The organism is Priestia sp. JNUCC 25 (assembly GCF_053667915.1).
Genome location: NZ_CM132211.1, coordinates 1,762,793 through 1,779,784, shown reverse-complemented (window position 1 = coordinate 1,779,784; position 16,992 = coordinate 1,762,793). Strand labels below are relative to the sequence as shown.

General features: G+C 36.0%; 15 protein-coding genes and 2 pseudogenes. 6 read left to right on the top strand and 11 right to left on the bottom strand.

The window, feature by feature from the left end; all coding sequences use genetic code 11:
* Positions 1–130 precede the first annotated feature (130 nt).
* Positions 131–262, bottom strand: coding sequence for a hypothetical protein (locus JNUCC25_RS09050; RefSeq protein ID WP_255256000.1), 132 nt, complete (start codon positions 260–262; stop codon positions 131–133).
* Between the two features lie 357 nt (positions 263–619).
* Between JNUCC25_RS09050 and JNUCC25_RS09045 the strand changes: the two genes are divergently transcribed.
* Entirely contained in the window at positions 620–1,108 is a 489-nt protein-coding gene (locus JNUCC25_RS09045) for a CBO0543 family protein (protein ID WP_064471548.1), read from the top strand.
* Between the two features lie 781 nt (positions 1,109–1,889).
* On the opposite strand, the gene JNUCC25_RS09040 is transcribed toward JNUCC25_RS09045, so the two are convergent.
* The 9 genes and pseudogenes from JNUCC25_RS09040 to JNUCC25_RS09000 all read right to left on the bottom strand — a co-directional run.
* Entirely contained in the window at positions 1,890–3,167 is a 1,278-nt protein-coding gene (locus JNUCC25_RS09040) for an MFS transporter (RefSeq protein WP_140456746.1), read from the bottom strand.
* Positions 3,168–3,296: 129 nt separating this feature from the next.
* Positions 3,297–4,268, bottom strand: a complete 972-nt coding sequence (locus JNUCC25_RS09035) for a sugar phosphate isomerase/epimerase family protein (protein WP_263033048.1) — start codon at positions 4,266–4,268, stop codon at positions 3,297–3,299.
* Entirely contained in the window at positions 4,265–5,443 is a 1,179-nt protein-coding gene (locus JNUCC25_RS09030; protein ID WP_140456745.1) for a Gfo/Idh/MocA family protein, read from the bottom strand. Before JNUCC25_RS09030 ends, JNUCC25_RS09035 begins: the two co-directional genes overlap by 4 nt.
* A 183-nt stretch (positions 5,444–5,626) precedes the next feature.
* On the bottom strand, positions 5,627–6,808 hold the full coding sequence (locus JNUCC25_RS09025; protein WP_013084314.1) for a levoglucosan dehydrogenase: 1,182 nt from the start codon (positions 6,806–6,808) through the stop codon (positions 5,627–5,629).
* 131 nt (positions 6,809–6,939) lie between these two features.
* Positions 6,940–7,761 carry a sugar phosphate isomerase/epimerase family protein gene (locus tag JNUCC25_RS09020; protein WP_140456744.1) on the bottom strand — a complete coding sequence of 274 codons (822 nt, stop codon included), beginning with the start codon at positions 7,759–7,761 and terminating at the stop codon, positions 6,940–6,942.
* 353 nt (positions 7,762–8,114) lie between these two features.
* Positions 8,115–9,116, bottom strand: a complete 1,002-nt coding sequence (locus JNUCC25_RS09015; protein WP_140456743.1) for a LacI family DNA-binding transcriptional regulator — start codon at positions 9,114–9,116, stop codon at positions 8,115–8,117.
* 193 nt (positions 9,117–9,309) lie between these two features.
* The gene (locus tag JNUCC25_RS09010) at positions 9,310–10,020 is read right to left on the bottom strand and encodes a LytR/AlgR family response regulator transcription factor (protein WP_098383247.1); all 711 of its coding nucleotides are present in this window, start codon (positions 10,018–10,020) and stop codon (positions 9,310–9,312) included.
* Complete coding sequence (locus JNUCC25_RS09005) at positions 9,995–12,934, bottom strand: substrate-binding domain-containing protein (RefSeq protein WP_454223133.1); 2,940 nt, start codon at positions 12,932–12,934, stop codon at positions 9,995–9,997. Before JNUCC25_RS09005 ends, JNUCC25_RS09010 begins: the two co-directional genes overlap by 26 nt.
* A gap of 379 nt (positions 12,935–13,313) precedes the next feature.
* Positions 13,314–13,558, bottom strand: a pseudogene (locus JNUCC25_RS09000) (arsenate reductase); the annotation flags it as partial.
* A 268-nt stretch (positions 13,559–13,826) separates the two neighbouring features.
* Here JNUCC25_RS09000 and JNUCC25_RS08995 point away from each other — a divergent pair.
* From JNUCC25_RS08995 to JNUCC25_RS08975, 5 genes are read left to right on the top strand one after another with little or no spacing between them, the layout of a single operon-like run.
* Positions 13,827–14,072, top strand: coding sequence for a hypothetical protein (locus JNUCC25_RS08995; protein WP_013056474.1), 246 nt, complete (start codon positions 13,827–13,829; stop codon positions 14,070–14,072).
* A 16-nt stretch (positions 14,073–14,088) separates the two neighbouring features.
* Complete coding sequence (locus JNUCC25_RS08990) at positions 14,089–14,457, top strand: spore coat protein (RefSeq protein WP_013084321.1); 369 nt, start codon at positions 14,089–14,091, stop codon at positions 14,455–14,457.
* 18 nt (positions 14,458–14,475) lie between these two features.
* Positions 14,476–15,612, top strand: coding sequence for a zinc-dependent alcohol dehydrogenase (locus JNUCC25_RS08985; RefSeq protein WP_013056472.1), 1,137 nt, complete (start codon positions 14,476–14,478; stop codon positions 15,610–15,612).
* Between the two features lie 17 nt (positions 15,613–15,629).
* Positions 15,630–15,824 carry a hypothetical protein gene (locus tag JNUCC25_RS08980; protein ID WP_013056471.1) on the top strand — a complete coding sequence of 65 codons (195 nt, stop codon included), beginning with the start codon at positions 15,630–15,632 and terminating at the stop codon, positions 15,822–15,824.
* An 18-nt stretch (positions 15,825–15,842) separates the two neighbouring features.
* Positions 15,843–16,142, top strand: a complete 300-nt coding sequence (locus JNUCC25_RS08975) for a spore coat protein (protein WP_029324473.1) — start codon at positions 15,843–15,845, stop codon at positions 16,140–16,142.
* Between the two features lie 242 nt (positions 16,143–16,384).
* Here JNUCC25_RS08975 and JNUCC25_RS08970 read toward each other — a convergent pair.
* Positions 16,385–16,903 (bottom strand): annotated as a pseudogene (locus JNUCC25_RS08970) (L-dopachrome tautomerase-related protein); the annotation flags it as partial.
* Positions 16,904–16,992 lie beyond the last annotated feature (89 nt).

Genomic DNA, 16,992 nt, shown 5'->3' with positions numbered 1-16,992 from the left:
CGCTAGCTTGTCTGGAGTCACGCCTCTCATCTACACGCTTCCGCTTTTGTTCCTTCGGGTTCTGCATAGTTTTACAACACCTGTTATTCATAGCCAAGGAAAGCATTCCTTCTTCAACTAACCTGCCCCATTACTTTAAGTACATTCCTCCACCAACAAAGAAAGCATCGCCCATGACAACATCATCAATGATGTCAAAATTGGGCTTACTGCCGTTCAATTTCCCCGACTCATCCCCATTCATATAAAATCGATATCTCATAGATCGCAAACCCCTACAATTAATTTTACTTTTAAGTACTTCTCGTTCACATCGCTTATAATACAGGCATTTCCGTACAATGGTATAGTCGTTTTCTGTAATTAATTTAGTGAAAAAAAGGAACCCAAATTGAGCTCTTTTTCACGGTGACCGTTTCTATTTCAAATAAGTGAGAAAGCGATTGTACATATTAAGCATTTGCTAGCCGTTAATTTAAGTGAAAATGTTCATAACCAGGAAACAATTTTATATCAAAATAGAACCTTGCTTATTCACTGTTTACTGATCTAAAATTGGAATTTCCTTAGTATAACCTCCTACATCAAAGATAAACTATCTTTGTGGAGGTGCTAAACATTGGGTCGAAAATTTGAAATAAACCTTATAAAATTCCTTTATCTCTTTGGTATTAGTTCTTTTATATATTTAATAAAAAAACCACTTGCAAAGGAATGGCTCCTTGTTTTCTTTATAAAAAGTTACTATGCATCATTGGTCGATAATCTGGTTGTAAAAAGAGGCTATGTTCAATATCCCACCCGATTTCCAAAACAAGTTAAAACAAGCGTGTTGTTTGATTACATACTTTTCCCAATTACGTGTGTCTTTTATAATCAACTAACTAAGGATTCCCGCATCATTCAGTGCCTTTTAAAAGTTCTGTATTTCAGTATACCTATGACTATTGCTGAGCTATGGTTACAAAAAAATACACGTCTTATTAAATATAAAAATGGATGGAATTGGACAACTACTTTTTATTCTCTCTCTTTTTCCTTATTATTGGTTAGATTTACAATGTCTGTTATAAGACTTATCTTCAATAATAAGTACGATTTATCTTAGATAGAGATTGTCAATCAATAATAAGAGTCAAAAAGAATATAGGGACATTTGAAGAATGATTAAATCTGCATATTCGTTTCAATTATTCACAATTTCTTCTCTACATTAACTTAAATATCCTACTGATTTTCTGTTAATAAACACCAAAAACGGTCAGTTATATGGAGAACTTTTTTTAATGCGTTAAAGGTATCAATAGTTTCTTTAGTCACTTCGATAATTTTGTATGTAGTTACAATTCGATTGTTTCTTTTATCAGTTGATACAGCAAGTACTTTTGGTATTATAATTAAAGTTACTGTGCCTATTCTAGCTTTAGCTACAATCTTAGAGTTTATTTATTCTTTCTTTATCATCAATAGAAGAAACACGTCAAAAAAATGAGCTTTACTCTACAAGAGCAAATAGGTATTTGCTGTATTAAATGTGGAGGAAATCGCTGACTAAGAATTAGAGCAGAAGGGCTAAGAAAGAAGAGTTATTTATTAATTTTGCATATGAACAACCTTAATACGATGGATACTTTATTTCTGCAATTATCTCATTCGATTCATACACTTTAGGCAGAGATTCTTTAAATGGGAGTATAAAATACCTCATGCATTGCTAACATCTCTAAAGAATTTACCTGTTAACTTGTCCATTAGGAAAATAAAAAAATCCATGAAATTATTTGAATTTCAAGGACTTTTTTATTATGTTTGTTATATGATATCTACTCACTTTAGTACTTCGTTAAAACAGTATAAAAGCCTGTCTGCCATATTGATTATCCTTACTTTCAACCCACTTGTTTCTCAGGTGAATAATTGCTTTTGTTTTGTTTTTCTTCACCTGGTAATTTCATAAATATCATCAAAATAGCACTAACAAAATATAAACCAGCAAATATCCACATGACTCCGTGTACACCCATGCTACCAATGAATGTTCCTACAATTGCAGGTGCAATAAAGTAAGACATTCCAGCCCCAAAACTTACAATAGCCATAGCTGAGCCTTTCTTTTCAGGTGCTAGTGAACTTACTAGAGCAGAGAGTGGTACATAACCACATAGAACGATTCCAAAAAATATGCCTACCACAGTTAATGCCCAGAAATTATGCCCGAACATTTGAGGAGTATAAAGCATAACCAGAGTCATTACACCGCAACCGAAACTGCCAATCCACATAATTGTCTTTCGCCAACCTAACCATTTGTCACTGATATAGGGAATGACTAAGTTAAAAGAGATATTGGCCACCCACATAGTTCCCCATATTTGTAACCATTCTTCTGTACTGTATCCATATTCAGAGGACAAGTATAGAGGGAAAAAGATTGGAAGAGCACCTACGCCGGTGGAGTTTATTATACGAACAACTCCTCCTATTGCAATTTTTGGCTTTTCAATACAAATAGTTAGTCCACTGAGTAAATTTTTCAATTTTTCCTTGCCGTTACCCTCACGTTCATGTACTTGGCCTTTTACAACAACAACTCCAATTAATCCACCGATTAACACCCATACGACCGCACTCCACATTAATCCGATATATCCGATTTTCGGAATCATATAAGCTGGAAAATAACTTCCAACAACATAAAGACCCCCACTCCATGCTGCCCAAAATAGCCCTATTGCTGTAGCTAAAATACGGTCAGGACTGCGATACGTAACCCAAACTAAAAACGAATAGCAAAATAAAGGATAACCAAATCCTCGAATAGCATAAGTTGGTAACATAACTGCATAATTATGCGGTTTTAGACCATATTCAATAAAAAGAATTTGACCTACTAACCAGATAACCAAGCCTGCTATCATAACCTTTCTTGGTCCCCATGCTTCTGTAAGGACACCCGAAAAGTAGGAGGCGATTGCTAATATAGCTCCGTATGCTGCAAAGAGAGTAGAAGATTGTTGAACGGTTAAGCCATGTTCAATAAGATACGGTGAAAGCCAACCATGTTCTAGACCATCTCCTACCATAAAAATTAGAGTTGCGATATAGCCCCAAATCATAGCTGATGGAAGACCTTTGGTGTTTTGCTCTCTTTTTGAAATCGCATTCATTTTACTCACCTCAAAATTATATATTTAACAATGCTGATAGTCACATTTACTCATTAGATGGTTCTCTTTAATGGTTAATGATAAATACCCAGCCGAGTATTTATCATTAACCATATAGGAAATATACTGTTACGCCCACCACATTTCAGTTAATTGTTCTTTAAATTGTGCGCCTTTTAATAAAGAGATGGCCTTACTTAATCCTTCATCTAACGAAGCTAGCATATCTTCATGTTCAATGGATATCACATAGTCATATCCTACCGCACGAAGCGCACTCACCATATCTTTCCATACTTTTTCGTTTTGCCCATATCCTACGGATCTAAATGTCCACGAACGATTCAAAGTATCACTGTAATGTTTTGTATCTAATACTCCATTAACACTAATATTTGCCTGATCCAAATACGTATCTTTTGCATGAAAATGAAAAATAGCCTCTTCTCGACCAAGTTTTTTAATGGCTTCTACTGGATTAATCCCTTGCCAAATCAAATGGCTTGGATCAAAATTAGCTCCAATACTTGGCCCAGCATGTTCTCTTAATTTCAAGAGAGTTTCAGGGTTATACACAACAAAACCCGGGTGCATTTCAAGCGCAATTTGATGGATACCGTGTGACTCTGCAAATTTCACTTCCTCTTTCCAGTAAGGAATGACTACTTCATTCCACTGCCAATCTAGGATTTCCGTATATTCCGGCGGCCAAGAACAGGTTACCCAGTTCGGATTTTTGGCACCTGGGTGATCACCTGGGCACCCAGAAAATTCATTAATCACCGGCACTTCTAAACGTTCAGCTAATAAAACTGTTTTTCTCCACACATCATGAGCCTTTTTGGCAACCATCTTATTTGGATGCAGTAAATTTCCATGACAACTTAGACCACTTATTGTAAGTCCTCTACTTATAAGGGCAGCTTGAAATCTTTTTAATTTCTCTGGGTTCTCTAGTAATTCATCGGGATTACAATGACTGTTTCCTGGATAATTGCCTGTGCCCAATTCAACGGCCTCTACACCCATTTCACATAGTTTGTCCAGCATCTCTTCAAAAGGTAAGTTTTGATAAAGAACTGTAAACACCCCTAATTTCATGCACGTACCTCCTGCTTTACCGTCACCTTCATCCATTTTTGTTGTTCATGACTTGCTAAAATGGCGTCGGTAATGCACATGGACATATGTCCATCTTCAAATGTCGCGAAAGTGGCTTTATCACTTAAAGGATTTTTACCTTCTCGAATAAAGGTATAGAAATTCAACAACCCATTTTTTAATGCATCTGGCCAGCCTTCATTATGGCCCCCAGGATGATGAATGGACGATTTTGCTTCAGGATTAAATAAAGCAGGATCTGCAAGAAGAGTTTGATTTGGTTGATCTCGATAGCCAATCCACAGCTTTTCTGGTTCTTCTTGATTCCAAAAAGCAGAATTTTGACTGCAAGCGATTTCGAAGCTTAGCCTATTTTTTCGCCCTGCACTTACTTGAGACACAGTAAATAAGCCTTTTACCCCGTCTTCAAAACGTACAAGAACAGATGCATAGTCTTCTGTGTTAATCGGAATATCTTCATATGCTTCTTCTTGTCCTTTTTGTCCCCCAAAAGTAGATCCTTGAGAAGTAGATTTTTTTCTTACTGGTATAACAGTTGCTAGATCAGCAAAAACTTCGACAATTTTTTTACCTGTTACATATTGAACTGTATCACACCAATGAGAACCGATATCCGCTACCGCCCGTGATTTCCCTCCGACTTCGGGAGCTAAACGCCAATTAAAGTCTGTTTCGAACAATAACCAGTCTTGTAAATAACTTCCGTGCACTAAGTTGACTTTCCCTAACTCACCGTTTCTGATCATCGTTTCCAATTGTTTTACAATCGGAAATTGGCGGTAGTTAAAGTTTACGCCATGTACGACCTGGTGCTCTTTAGCTAATTTCAATAGCTCGGCTGATTCTTCACTAGACATAGCTAATGGTTTCTCCGATAACACATGTTTGCCTGCTTGAATAATTTCTTTATTAATTTGAAAGTGAAGGTGATTAGGTGTACAGTTATGAACAACTTGAATCTCACTGTCTTTTAACATGTCACGATAATCCCCATAAGCTTTCGGAATTCCAAGTTCAACCGCTTTTTGTTCTGCTACTTCCTGGCCATGTTCTGCTAATCCAACTACTTCTACAAAACCGAGTCTTCTGATAGCCTCAATATGAGTAGGTCCAATAAACCCTGTCCCAATAACTCCAACTTTTATTTTTTCCATTTCTTTCTCCACCTTAATAAACTGTATTTTCCATGATTTCTTTTACTTACGTAGTAGCTAAAAAGAGAATTAAAACCTTTATAGCCGCTTGCTGACTTGCCTCTATTGATCCGAATCACAAATCAACAACTCTATTTCTAATAAAGGCTAGTCTACTAGGACTAGCCACTACTAAACTATTATTTAAGCTTTCACTAAATTTTCTGTAAGATTAACCCATACACCTTTTTCAGCTGATTCAAGGATAGCATCTGAAATAACGGCGATTTGATAACCGTCTTCAAAATCTGGTGATACGCTTGTATCTTCAGCGATTGATTTGAGGAAATCATATGTTTCAATAATTTTTGTTTCCCCGTACCCAATTCCTAATGCTGGGATTGGCCATAGACCTTCTCCATATGGATGTGCAGGTCCTGTATAAACCGTTCTGAATCCGCGGCTATCACTTGGATCATCGGAGAAACATACTTGAAGCTCATCACGGCGTTCGTAGTTAAAGTATAATGAACCTTTCTCTCCGTGAATTTCAAATGTTAAGAAGTTGTTGCGGCCCCAGGCATTACGAGTCGCTTCAATACTCCCAACTGCGCCGTTATCAAATTTAATTAAAGTTGAAAACTCATCGTCTACATCAACTTTACCTTTTGGTACATCAGCTTCTGCTTTTACAGTTCCTAGTTTATCTACAGCACCACTTTGAATCGGTCTTTCACCAATCCATGTCTTTGCAATAGCCATTACCTCTGAAATATCACCCACAAGATATCTTGCATAGTCAATCACATGTGTTCCGATATCACCTAATGCACCTGAACCAGCTCGTTCTTTTTGGAAGCGCCATGATAAAGGCGAGTTAGGATCCGCAGACCAGTCTTGCAGGTATGTGCCTCGGAAGTTTAAAATCTTTCCGATTCTTCCTTCCTCAATATATTTTTTTGCTAGAGCAACGGCTGGTGTTCTGCGATAGTTAAATGCGACCATATGTTTAACACCTGCTTCTTTTACTGCGTCAAGCATTGTTTTTGCTTCTGCTGCAGTTCGTGCTAACGGTTTTTCTGAAATGATATGTTTACCTGCTTTGGCAGCTGCAATGGCAATCTCTGCATGAGAGTCATTTGGTGTTACAATATCAATAATATCAATTTCAGGGTCTTCTACTACCTTTCTCCAATCAGATGAATAGTTTTCAAATCCTAAACGTTCTGCTGCATCTTTTGCTAACTCTTCGGTCACATCAACGACTGTGTGTCGTTGAGGAATTGCTGGTGCCGGCCAAAAAAACATTGGCATACCTGCATAAGCAAGTGCATGCGCTTTCCCCATAAATCCTCCGCCAATCATACCTACGTTTAACTTTTTCATTTTTATTCTCCTCCTATGAAAGTAGTCTATTTATTCGGAACTACTATCTTTTAAATAACATCTGCTATATCGTTATGGTAAATTAGGCTTCAAGTTCCTAATATATTATCTCTGTTACTTTCTTCTTGACCTTAAGACTTATTTGCCGTTTCAAAACTTAATAAAAAGTTAAAACTGATTTCTGCTCCTTTTTTCGGATCATTATAGCTATCTAATTCTACTGTAAGCCATTCATCATACCCAATGCCATCCAGCACTTGGATCATCTGGTCAAACTTTTGATGTCCTTCTCCTAAAGGAAGAAATTCTCCATTATAATAATCTTTGAAATGAATATATTTAATGCGATCTGCATATTTTTTAATTACTTCTACCGGATTCCCTCCACCTGCTTCGATATGCGCTGTATCCGGACATAAATTAATCGTTGTTAGTGCCATTAATTTGTCCAGCTGGTCTGGGGCCTCTACGTTTGTTCCTAAATGCGGGTGATAGCTTGGAATAAGATTATATTTCTCTGCAATTACTACTACTCGATTAAGCGCATTGCCTAAATCAGCGTAATCGCTTTCTAAAATACCATTCGTACGGATAGCCCCTCCGCCAATTACTAGATGCTGCGCTCCTAGTTCAGAAGCAAGAGCTGCAACCTCTTCAATTTTTAATAATTCCTCTTCCAAAATATCCGGGAAAATAAAATTCCCTCCAGTGTAAACTCCAATAAAGTCTAAAGAGTAACGGTTCAGCAATGCTCTAAATTCTTCTTTTCTATCTTTAAATTCCATTAGATTTCCGTCAAACATTTCAAATCCTTTATATCCAACTTCTGCAATATCTTTTAAAGCTTCTTCTGTTGATCCATTTGCAAGGTAATAAAGGTCTTTTATCGAAGTGACTCCGGCAGGGTGCCCTACTACCCCGCCCCACGTATTTGTCTGATATCCTAGTTTCATGGTTTCTCCCCTATCTTTAAAGATTCCTTATGAGTGCATAGTGTATTAATACTGGGATTTCATCACCTCCCTAAATTAATTTAGATAAGAAATAATTGAACCAAAATACATGTAATCGATTACAAAGTATTCTAGACAAAGACTGTATTTTTTAATTTATTATAAGAAGAAGGTGTTTTTACTACCTGTACTTGTACTTGATTGTACTTATCAGAAATCTAAACTAAAAATCCCTTTTTAATCGGATATTAAATAATTCTTTTTCCAACCATTTGTAATCGATTACATCTTAATTTTTAAAAAACAAGAAGATTTAAATCATCAGATACATTTTCAAAAGAACTCTTATTCCCTTATGAAATATGTGTTGAGCATGAATCACGTATGATAAGCTGATCTTCCATTAGGTATTGATGTCTTTCAATTTCTTCCTTATTCATCAACTTTATAAGTAATTTCATTGCCATCGTTCCCATCTCAAAAGCTGGCTGTGAGATGGTTGTAAGAGCCGGTTTGAAAATAGATGAAAATTTTATATCATCAAATCCTACTACGGAAATATCATGTGGAACACTTAATCCTTTTGAAGAAATAGCATTTATAGCTCCAAATGCCATCTCATCATTGGCTGCGAACACGGCTGTTGGAGTATGATTAAGATCCAAAAATTGATTCATTATATTAAAACCGCTTTCATAAGAAAAATTACCCTCCTGCACTAGAACGGACTCAATTGTAAGGTTGTATCGTGCCATTGTCTGATAAAATCCTTTTAATCGATCCTGGCCTATCACTCCATCTAGAGGACCTGATATAAATCCTATTCTTTTATGTCCCAGCTTAACCAAATATTCTGTTGCTTTTTGAGCCCCACTGATATTATTAATAGAAACGGTGGGGATGGCTGAACCTTCTATATATTCACATGCCAAAACTACAGGATATTTGAGAGCCATTTCCTCAATGTTCTTCGATTTCATTCTCGCCGTTAGTAAAACCATTCCATCAGCTTTTTTTTGGAGAAGTATGTTTAAATACCCATTTTCTCTTTCCAAATCATTGCCCGTATCCCCAAGCAGAACTTGATATCCGTTTATGACGGCTACAGACTCAATTCCTCTTAATACCTTAGAAAAAAAAGGATTTGTTATATCAGGTACAATGACTAGAATGGTTTTGGTTTCTAATGTTCTTAACTGGCGAGCTAATGCATTTGGCTGATAGTTTAATTCTTTAATTACTTGTAATACTTTCTCAGTCGTTTCTTCCGTTACAGTGTTAGGTTTACTTAGTACTCTTGACACTGTAGCAGTTGAAACATTTGCTTTTTTTGCTACATCTATTATTCGCACCATTTTACGACTCTCTTTTCTTGTTCTTCTCTATAACAGAATTGTAATCGCATACAAAAATATTGTCTAATTGGATTCAGACAACATTTTCTGAGATTCAAACTCTTTAAATTTCCTTTTAAGCGTCGTTTTTATCCATATAAACAAAAAAACAACAAATTAAAAAAACTCAGCACTTATTGCTGAGCTCCATGCTTTATAATAATTTGTACCTTTGCAGATTGTCTACTTTATGCTTGGAAATCCTTGCAGTTTCCTTATAATCTTTAAAATAGGCTTTATACATTTGACCCGTTGCTTCGATTCTTGTTAAAAGTTCTACATTTATAATATAAGATCTATGAGATATCATAAACCTAGAATCAACGGCACCTTCCAAGCTAGTTAAAGCTTCATTTGTCTCGAATTTACCATTTTTAGTATGAATGACAGATTTCCGATCAAGTCTTTCAATAAAGATAATTTCTTCTAATGGAATAAAAATTATATTTTTCTGCTGTTTAATCATTAAATCCTTTTTAAATGAATGTTCTTTATCAACTAGTGAAATAGACACTTGGGAGGCTCTCTCTAAAGCACCATATAAACGATTTCTATCAATTGGCTTTAAAATATAGTCCACTGCCTTTACGTTAAATGCCTCAAGTGCATAATCATCATGGCCCGTAATAAAAATAACTTGTAAAGTCGGGAAAAGTTCTTTACATGCTTTAACCGCTTCCATCCCATTCAATAAGGGCATTCCGATATCTACTAAAGCAAGATCCGGTTTTTCTTTCGTAACATAGTGTATCAATTCTTCACCGTTGGCGGCCTCTCCGACAATTTTATATTTGGATAAACTCCCAATAAAGTACCTTAACAATTTTCTTGAGGTAACATCATCGTCTGCGATCAATACTTTCATCTTGTTGTTCCCCCTTTTCCTTAGCGCTTCTTGATTTCGCAACACTTTGAATAATATCTGGAGCATCTTCATGATAAACGAGCTGCCAAGCATCAATTACATTTTCTTTCATTACTTTTAGAGACGGAACGGCTACATAAGGTGGCGCTTGTTTTCCAAGTAGGCCGTACCCTGCTAGAATCGCTTCGGCGACTCCTTGCTGGTATGGTAGCTGGGCACCTAGTCCTTTAATAGGTCCATCCTGTGCAATTTCCAAGGCGACATTCATACCCAAATCCATTGTCGTAATGACTAAATTGCTTTTTTTTGCAGTACGAGTTGCCCTCAAAGCTCCTTCAGCCGGTACATCCCATACAACAAAAATACCATTTAAATCCTGATGTTCAGCAATCATAGCGGATGCCACTTTTTCTCCATCATTCGAATCAGTAATGCCCCTGCGATCGACAATTTGAATGTCAGGGTACTTTTCTTTTATAGTTTTTTCAAATGCTTCCGTTCTTTGTTTGGTTGCAAAAAAATCAGCATCATGATAGATAATCCCAACCTTACCTTTTCTATCTAATTTTTCAGCCATGATATTGGCCGATTCAATGCCATTTCCATAATTGTCAGCTGAAACAATACTTACATAATCCTTCCCATGCTGCAAACCATTCGGTGTATTGTCCATAAACACCAGCTTCACACCAGCTTGGGCCGCTTTTTGATATACGCTTGCAGTCAATTCTGGATCAACTGGAATGCTCACCAGGATATCGGGGTTTTTGGCTAAAATGCTTTCAATGTCGGCTACTTGCTTTTTCCATTTAAATTCTGCATTTGTCACGGCTACTACCTCAATGCCCATTTTCTCAAAAGTAGTTTGCATTCCTTCCAATTGAGACCTTGACCAATCACTTCCAGTATAATGCATGGCAATAGCAGCCCTATATTTCTTTTTCTTAATTTTTTTTAGCTCTTTCAAAGATAACCGAAGTGTTTTTGCTGAGACAGCTTCCTCGCCATGTGGTCCTGTACTTAAAATTTTATGATCTGGAATATTTTGATTAATTGTATTGTTTAGCGTTTCACTTAGGATTGTCAAAAACTCTTGTACATGAATGGGCTTTGTTAAATAGTTATCAAATCCTTTATCCAATGTATATTGAATATCCTTTGGCATTGCATTTGCACTTACAGCGATGACAGCAATATCTTTCGTTTCTTTGCCTGCTTTTAAAATTTCAAATACTTCATATCCGTTAATATCTGGGAGGTTAATATCAAGAAGAACCAAATCTATTTTTTCGTTTGCTACAATTTCTATTCCTTCTTTTCCTGTACAAGCTGATAAAAGCGTATAGGAAGGCTGTGATTTAATGATGTTACTTACTAAGTGCAAGTTGGATTCGTTATCTTCAATATATAGCAAACGATAGTTATCTTCCTTCCTATTATTTGTTGGAGGAAATTCAGTTTGTTCACCCCATTGTATGAAAGTCTTTAAATCATTTGGAAGAGGAAGACTAAAGCAAAACTCACTTCCTGTTCCTTTATTGCTTGTTACATTAATCTCCCCTCCCATTAGATGCACCAGCTGTTTAACTAAAGATAACCCAATCCCTGTACCTTCTTCTTTTGTACTTTCAATTCGATAAAATGGAACAAACACTTTAGTATATTCCTCTACAGAAAAACCCACACCTGTATCTACGATATGAATGTACTGCTTATTCTCTTGTAAACGACAGAAAACGATGACTTTTCCATTTTCTTGGTTGTATTTAATAGCATTATCAAGTAGGTTCAGCAATATTTGTTTAAGACGTATAGGATCAGCAAGAACGATCATATCTTCCCATTGATCCAGTTGGCTATAAATACTAATATTCTTCTTCTTAGCCAATGGTTGTACAATATTGATGCATTCCTTGATGACAGTTAGAAGATGAACTTCCTCTACAGAAATCTTTAAATTTCCTGTTTCTATTCTTGACACGTCTAAAATATCATTAATTAAACTTAATAAATGGCTTCCTCCACTTAAAATCTCCTGTACAAAATCACGCTGTTGTTCATTTAAAGATTCATCCATCTCCAATAATTGAGCAAAACCCAGAATTCCATTCAGCGGCGTACGCAGTTCATGACTCATCTTAGACAAAAAACTTGATTTGGCCATGTTCACTTTTTCAGCTTCTTCTTTTGCCTGAATAATAACTCTTTCCATTTTTTTTTGTTCTGTGATATCCTCAAACTCCCACAAGTAGCCTACAAAATCATTTTCCTCATTTAAAGGAAAACAATTGTAGCGTAGTGTCATACCTGTATCTATTTTAATTTCTTTCGTAGTTCTCGTTCGTTTTTCTCTATTTTCGAGCTTAATTTTATTAATTTCTTTATCAAAAAGGTAATGTAAATCCGAAGCGTGCATCCCAATATGGCAATCAATTTCCCCCTTCAACTGGAAAAGCTCATAAAATTTCCTATTTAAGATCCTTATTTTTTTATTGCAATCTGTTACTGCAATCCCACTATGTAACCGATCAATCAAACTACGCTGGAATGCATAGGAATTCATTAATTTTCGTTCTTGTTCTTTTTGAAGAATATCCTCTTCCATAATCTTTTTGTTAGTAATGTCCACACAAGTTCCCACTACTTCAGCTACTTTATCCTTATGAAATAAAGGTCTTAAATAAATTACATAGTAAATACCTCTAAATTTACCTTCATATTCAATGTACTGTCCTTCCCATGCTTTTTTGTAATAACCGTTTAGTAAATTGGCAGTGTCAATATCATCCCAATAAAAATCATGAAGCGTCTTTCCAACGATATCCTCTCGATTAAACCCCAATCTATACAGTAATTCTCCCTCGGCAAAAGTATGAATAAACTCGTTACTTCTTTGTACAAACTTAAAAATCATCCCGGTATCAGTAAAGCCTGGTTGTGAAATATATCTGGAATCCTTCATTTGTTTCGCCCCTAGTTAGTTAAAAAAATATAATAGGGATTCTATATGATGAATCCCTTACTTTACGTTCTTTACAGTGCTTAAAGATTAATTTGAAACCAATTATTCATTTGTAATGATTATTGTAATCGCTTTACAAATTATACTTTTCTTATTATAAGCTTCACTATATTGATTAGTCTAACAATACTTACCCATGGGGCTGCCAAACCTTTATTAAAGAAGGAAGGGATCAAAACAAGGAGTCGTCTTTTTGACATTACTGAAAGGAAAGATATTTATGTCGTCAACCCTTCTATGGAGCTTTATATAAAGACTTCGAATTATGAATCCATTTTTCTGCATCTGTTCCTTCTACTTTTGACGGCTCGTCAAAGCCCCAGTGAACTGGTTTCAGATGTAGAAAAGTTACAGATCAATGCTCTACTGCGTGTCCGCATAGTGTCACAACTAAAGCAGATTATTAAGAATTTCAGGATTGATTACATCAGATGTTTGGTTTGAGATATTGATTCCTACCTCTTTCATTACTTTTATGGCATTAGGATTTAAAGCATGAACTTCAAGCCCAGCACTTTTTAGCCCAACTTTCTGCCATGCCATATTTAAATCAAAAAAATTTGATGTAATTAAAAGGGTTTCTTGTTCAGCTAACCTATCAGTTAGCTAACAAGAAAAAAACTATCGAAGCGTTTAGCCTCTGCTATCATAAATGAATTAATTTTATTAATTATTAGAATATTAAACAAACCAATATAATTCACCTATACAAAAATTATAGAATGTTTTCTCCTATATTCGGAACAATAACATTGTATTTACGTAAAAAGGAGGGTAATCAGAAATGGATATTCAGAAATTAGCCGATCATGAGTCATTGGATCTACATGAAGTTATTAATTTTAAAACCCTTTGCTTAGCGAAATCAAAACTAATGCAAGGACTTGTATTTGATGATGATTTGAGAGCATTGATGCAAAAAGATGTTGAACAATCGATACAAGCGCTGGGAGAATTACAGGCAATTTATCAACGTGCACCTTTTGAAGCCCCTGTTCCTCAAAACCGGCCAACACCAATAATAAATTAAAAAGGAGGTAAATTCATTGAATCATGACTATTTAGATCCTATAAACTCGCTACACGTACCAGAGCTCGCAGATACCACATTTGCGATGGACTTTCTTCTTCGTGCCAAGGAAGGTGTTCGCAATATCGCAGTCGCATTAACGGAGTCCGCATCACCTGATGTTAGAACTCTCTTACGAAAACAGTTAATGCAAGGAATTGCCATGCACCAAGAAATTACAGAACTAATGATCAGTAAAAAATGGTTCCATCCATACGAATTAAGTGAACAATATCAATTAGACCAACTTTCTGCCAACAATACATTGATGATTGGCAAAATGAATCTATTTCCTGTTGAGACCAATAGAAAAGGTCTGTTTGACCGAACACCTGATGAACACTAACACTGGAGGCTATATATCATGAAGGCAGTAACGTATCAAGGCATTAAAAATGTTGTAGTCAAAGAAGTTCCAGATCCAAAGATTCAAAAACGAGATGACATGATTATTAAAGTAACCAGTACAGCTATATGCGGATCTGATTTACATTTAATTCATGGCATGATTCCTAACCTGCAAGAAAACTATGTGATTGGCCATGAACCAATGGGAATCGTCGAAGAAGTTGGTCCAGATGTGACGAAGGTAAAAAAGGGAGATCGTGTCATTATTCCTTTTAATATAGCATGCGGTGAATGTCTTTACTGTAAAAACCATTTAGAAAGCCAATGTGATAATTCCAATGATAATGGTGATATGGGTGCCTATTTCGGATATTCTGGTACGACGGGTGGCTATCCAGGTGGGCAAGCTGAATATTTAAGAGTACCATTTGCCAACTTTACTCATTTCAAAATTCCAGAGACTTGTGAAGAACCAGATGAAAAGTTAGCAGTTATTGCCGATGCAATGACTACTGGTTATTGGAGTGTTGACAATGCAGGCGTAAAGGGTGGAGACACAGTTATTGTTCTTGGCTGTGGTCCGGTTGGTCTTTTTGCTCAAAAATTCTGTTGGCTAAAAGGAGCAAAGCGTGTCATTGCCGTAGATTATGTAGATTATCGTTTGCAACACGCCAAACGTACCAACAAAGTTGAAATTGTAAATTTTGAACATTTTGAAAATGCAGGAATGCATTTGAAAGAAATGACGAAGGGCGGCGCTGATGTTGTCATTGATGCAGTTGGTATGGACGCTAAAATGACTGATATGGAGTTCCTTGCGAGTGGAATGAAACTGCAGGGCGGAGCATTTGGTGCGTTTATCATGGCTTCACAAGCAGTACGTAAAGGCGGGACAATCCAAGTTACAGGCGTTTACGGTGGCAAATATAATGGATTCCCAATGGGAGATATTATGAACCGAAACGTCAATATTCGCTCTGGACAAGCACCTGTGATTCACTATATGCCATATATGTTTGAATTAGTTTCGACCGGAAAAATTGATCCAGGAGATGTCGTGAGTCATGTACTTCCACTTAGTGAAGCAAAGCGTGGCTATGAGATTTTTGACACCAAAATGGATAATTGTATAAAAGTCTTGTTAAAACCTTGAGGAAGGAGGTAGAAAAAATGAATTACGCCTTACATGAAGTTCTTGAGGTCCATGAAATGGCTGCATTTAAGACCAATTGTTTGACTAAGTCCAAAACGATGAGAGGGTTAGTTACAGATCAGCAATTAAAAGATATTATGCAACAAGATATTGATGTATCTGCGAGACAATTACAAGAATATGCTTCTATCCTTTCCAACGCTAAGCAGTAAAATAGGAGATGAATGAACATGAATCCAATTATTGAAAATTTAACTGGCATGAATGCACTATCGGATCAAGTGGTTGCAATGGATTTATTGATTGCAGCTAAAAGTGGAGTTAGAAATTACGCCATGGCAGTTACAGAGGCAGGAACACCTGAAATTAAAGAAATGCTCACTCGCCATCTAGTGGAAGCTCTTGATATGCATGAACAAATTTCTGCATACATGGTAGAAAAAGGATGGTACCATGCTTGGGATACAAACGAACAAATCACTTTAGATTTAAATAATATCGATACAGCATTGAACTTACCCACTCTATAAAAATAAAATAGGAGCAGTTTAACATTACCAACCTAAACTGTTCCTAATAAACCATTTATATTTAAATAATGGAAATATACGATTGCACTGGCCATTTTCTTTTACGATTACAAATTTGATGTCTTTTCTTTTAGAATTAGAGATAAATGAAGCCAATTACGAACTATTGGCTTCATGTTTACCCGTTCAAAGATTAAAAAATGAACCAATTATTCTTTATACCAAATAGTAGTATAAGGAAATTAATCAATTTTCATATGAAGTAAACTATAAGTTTTCTGTCCTAAATCTTTTCTAGAATGAAATCTAGCCTGCAGATGTAATTGAGTCAAAATGACATACAAATATTGATCCGGACCAATTGAAAAAGTATCCCGCCACAAAATTCTCGGATCATATGCGATTGTTTCCATTATGCCATTCGGCAACATCTTACGGATACTGTTGTTTTCATAGTCTCCAGCATAAACGGTTCCTTTTGCACCTGTGATCATCCCCATTAGACGCACCTTTTTCTCCCCAATACTCCACATGATATAATCCATGTCCGGTATCGTTCTGTCTCTTAGGGATTCTGTTAAGATTGAGAACAGATGACAACTGGTAAGTGGATAAAAAAATAAAATCTTTCCATCGGGAGAAATTGCTATACCATCAGACGCCAATCTAAAGGGAGAAGCACCGCTATCTGGATTTCGATTCATCAAAATTTCACCTTCTACTTTCGGTAAAAAATAAGAATCCGGTGAAGATGAATTTGCTCACCTTAGTGGAAAAAGGGTTCAATTAGCTTTCTCTACTGATGTACCTATTACATCTGCTATCCAATAATTAGTAAATAAACCTCTCT

Bases quoted from the DNA above. Each gene is read 5' to 3' on its own strand.
- JNUCC25_RS09050 (WP_255256000.1), bottom strand. From the start codon at position 262: ATGAGATATCGATTTTATATGAATGGGGATGAGTCGGGGAAATTGAAC.
- JNUCC25_RS09040 (WP_140456746.1), bottom strand. From the start codon at position 3,167: ATGAATGCGATTTCAAAAAGAGAGCAAAACACCAAAGGTCTTCCATCA.
- JNUCC25_RS09035 (WP_263033048.1), bottom strand. From the start codon at position 4,268: ATGAAATTAGGGGTGTTTACAGTTCTTTATCAAAACTTACCTTTTGAA.
- JNUCC25_RS09030 (WP_140456745.1), bottom strand. From the start codon at position 5,443: ATGGAAAAAATAAAAGTTGGAGTTATTGGGACAGGGTTTATTGGACCT.
- JNUCC25_RS09025 (WP_013084314.1), bottom strand. From the start codon at position 6,808: ATGAAAAAGTTAAACGTAGGTATGATTGGCGGAGGATTTATGGGGAAA.
- JNUCC25_RS09020 (WP_140456744.1), bottom strand. From the start codon at position 7,761: ATGAAACTAGGATATCAGACAAATACGTGGGGCGGGGTAGTAGGGCAC.
- JNUCC25_RS09015 (WP_140456743.1), bottom strand. From the start codon at position 9,116: ATGGTGCGAATAATAGATGTAGCAAAAAAAGCAAATGTTTCAACTGCT.
- JNUCC25_RS09010 (WP_098383247.1), bottom strand. From the start codon at position 10,020: ATGAAAGTATTGATCGCAGACGATGATGTTACCTCAAGAAAATTGTTA.
- JNUCC25_RS09005 (WP_454223133.1), bottom strand. From the start codon at position 12,934: ATGATTTTTAAGTTTGTACAAAGAAGTAACGAGTTTATTCATACTTTT.
- JNUCC25_RS08995 (WP_013056474.1), top strand. From the start codon at position 13,827: ATGGATATTCAGAAATTAGCCGATCATGAGTCATTGGATCTACATGAA.
- JNUCC25_RS08985 (WP_013056472.1), top strand. From the start codon at position 14,476: ATGAAGGCAGTAACGTATCAAGGCATTAAAAATGTTGTAGTCAAAGAA.
- JNUCC25_RS08980 (WP_013056471.1), top strand. From the start codon at position 15,630: ATGAATTACGCCTTACATGAAGTTCTTGAGGTCCATGAAATGGCTGCA.
- JNUCC25_RS08975 (WP_029324473.1), top strand. From the start codon at position 15,843: ATGAATCCAATTATTGAAAATTTAACTGGCATGAATGCACTATCGGAT.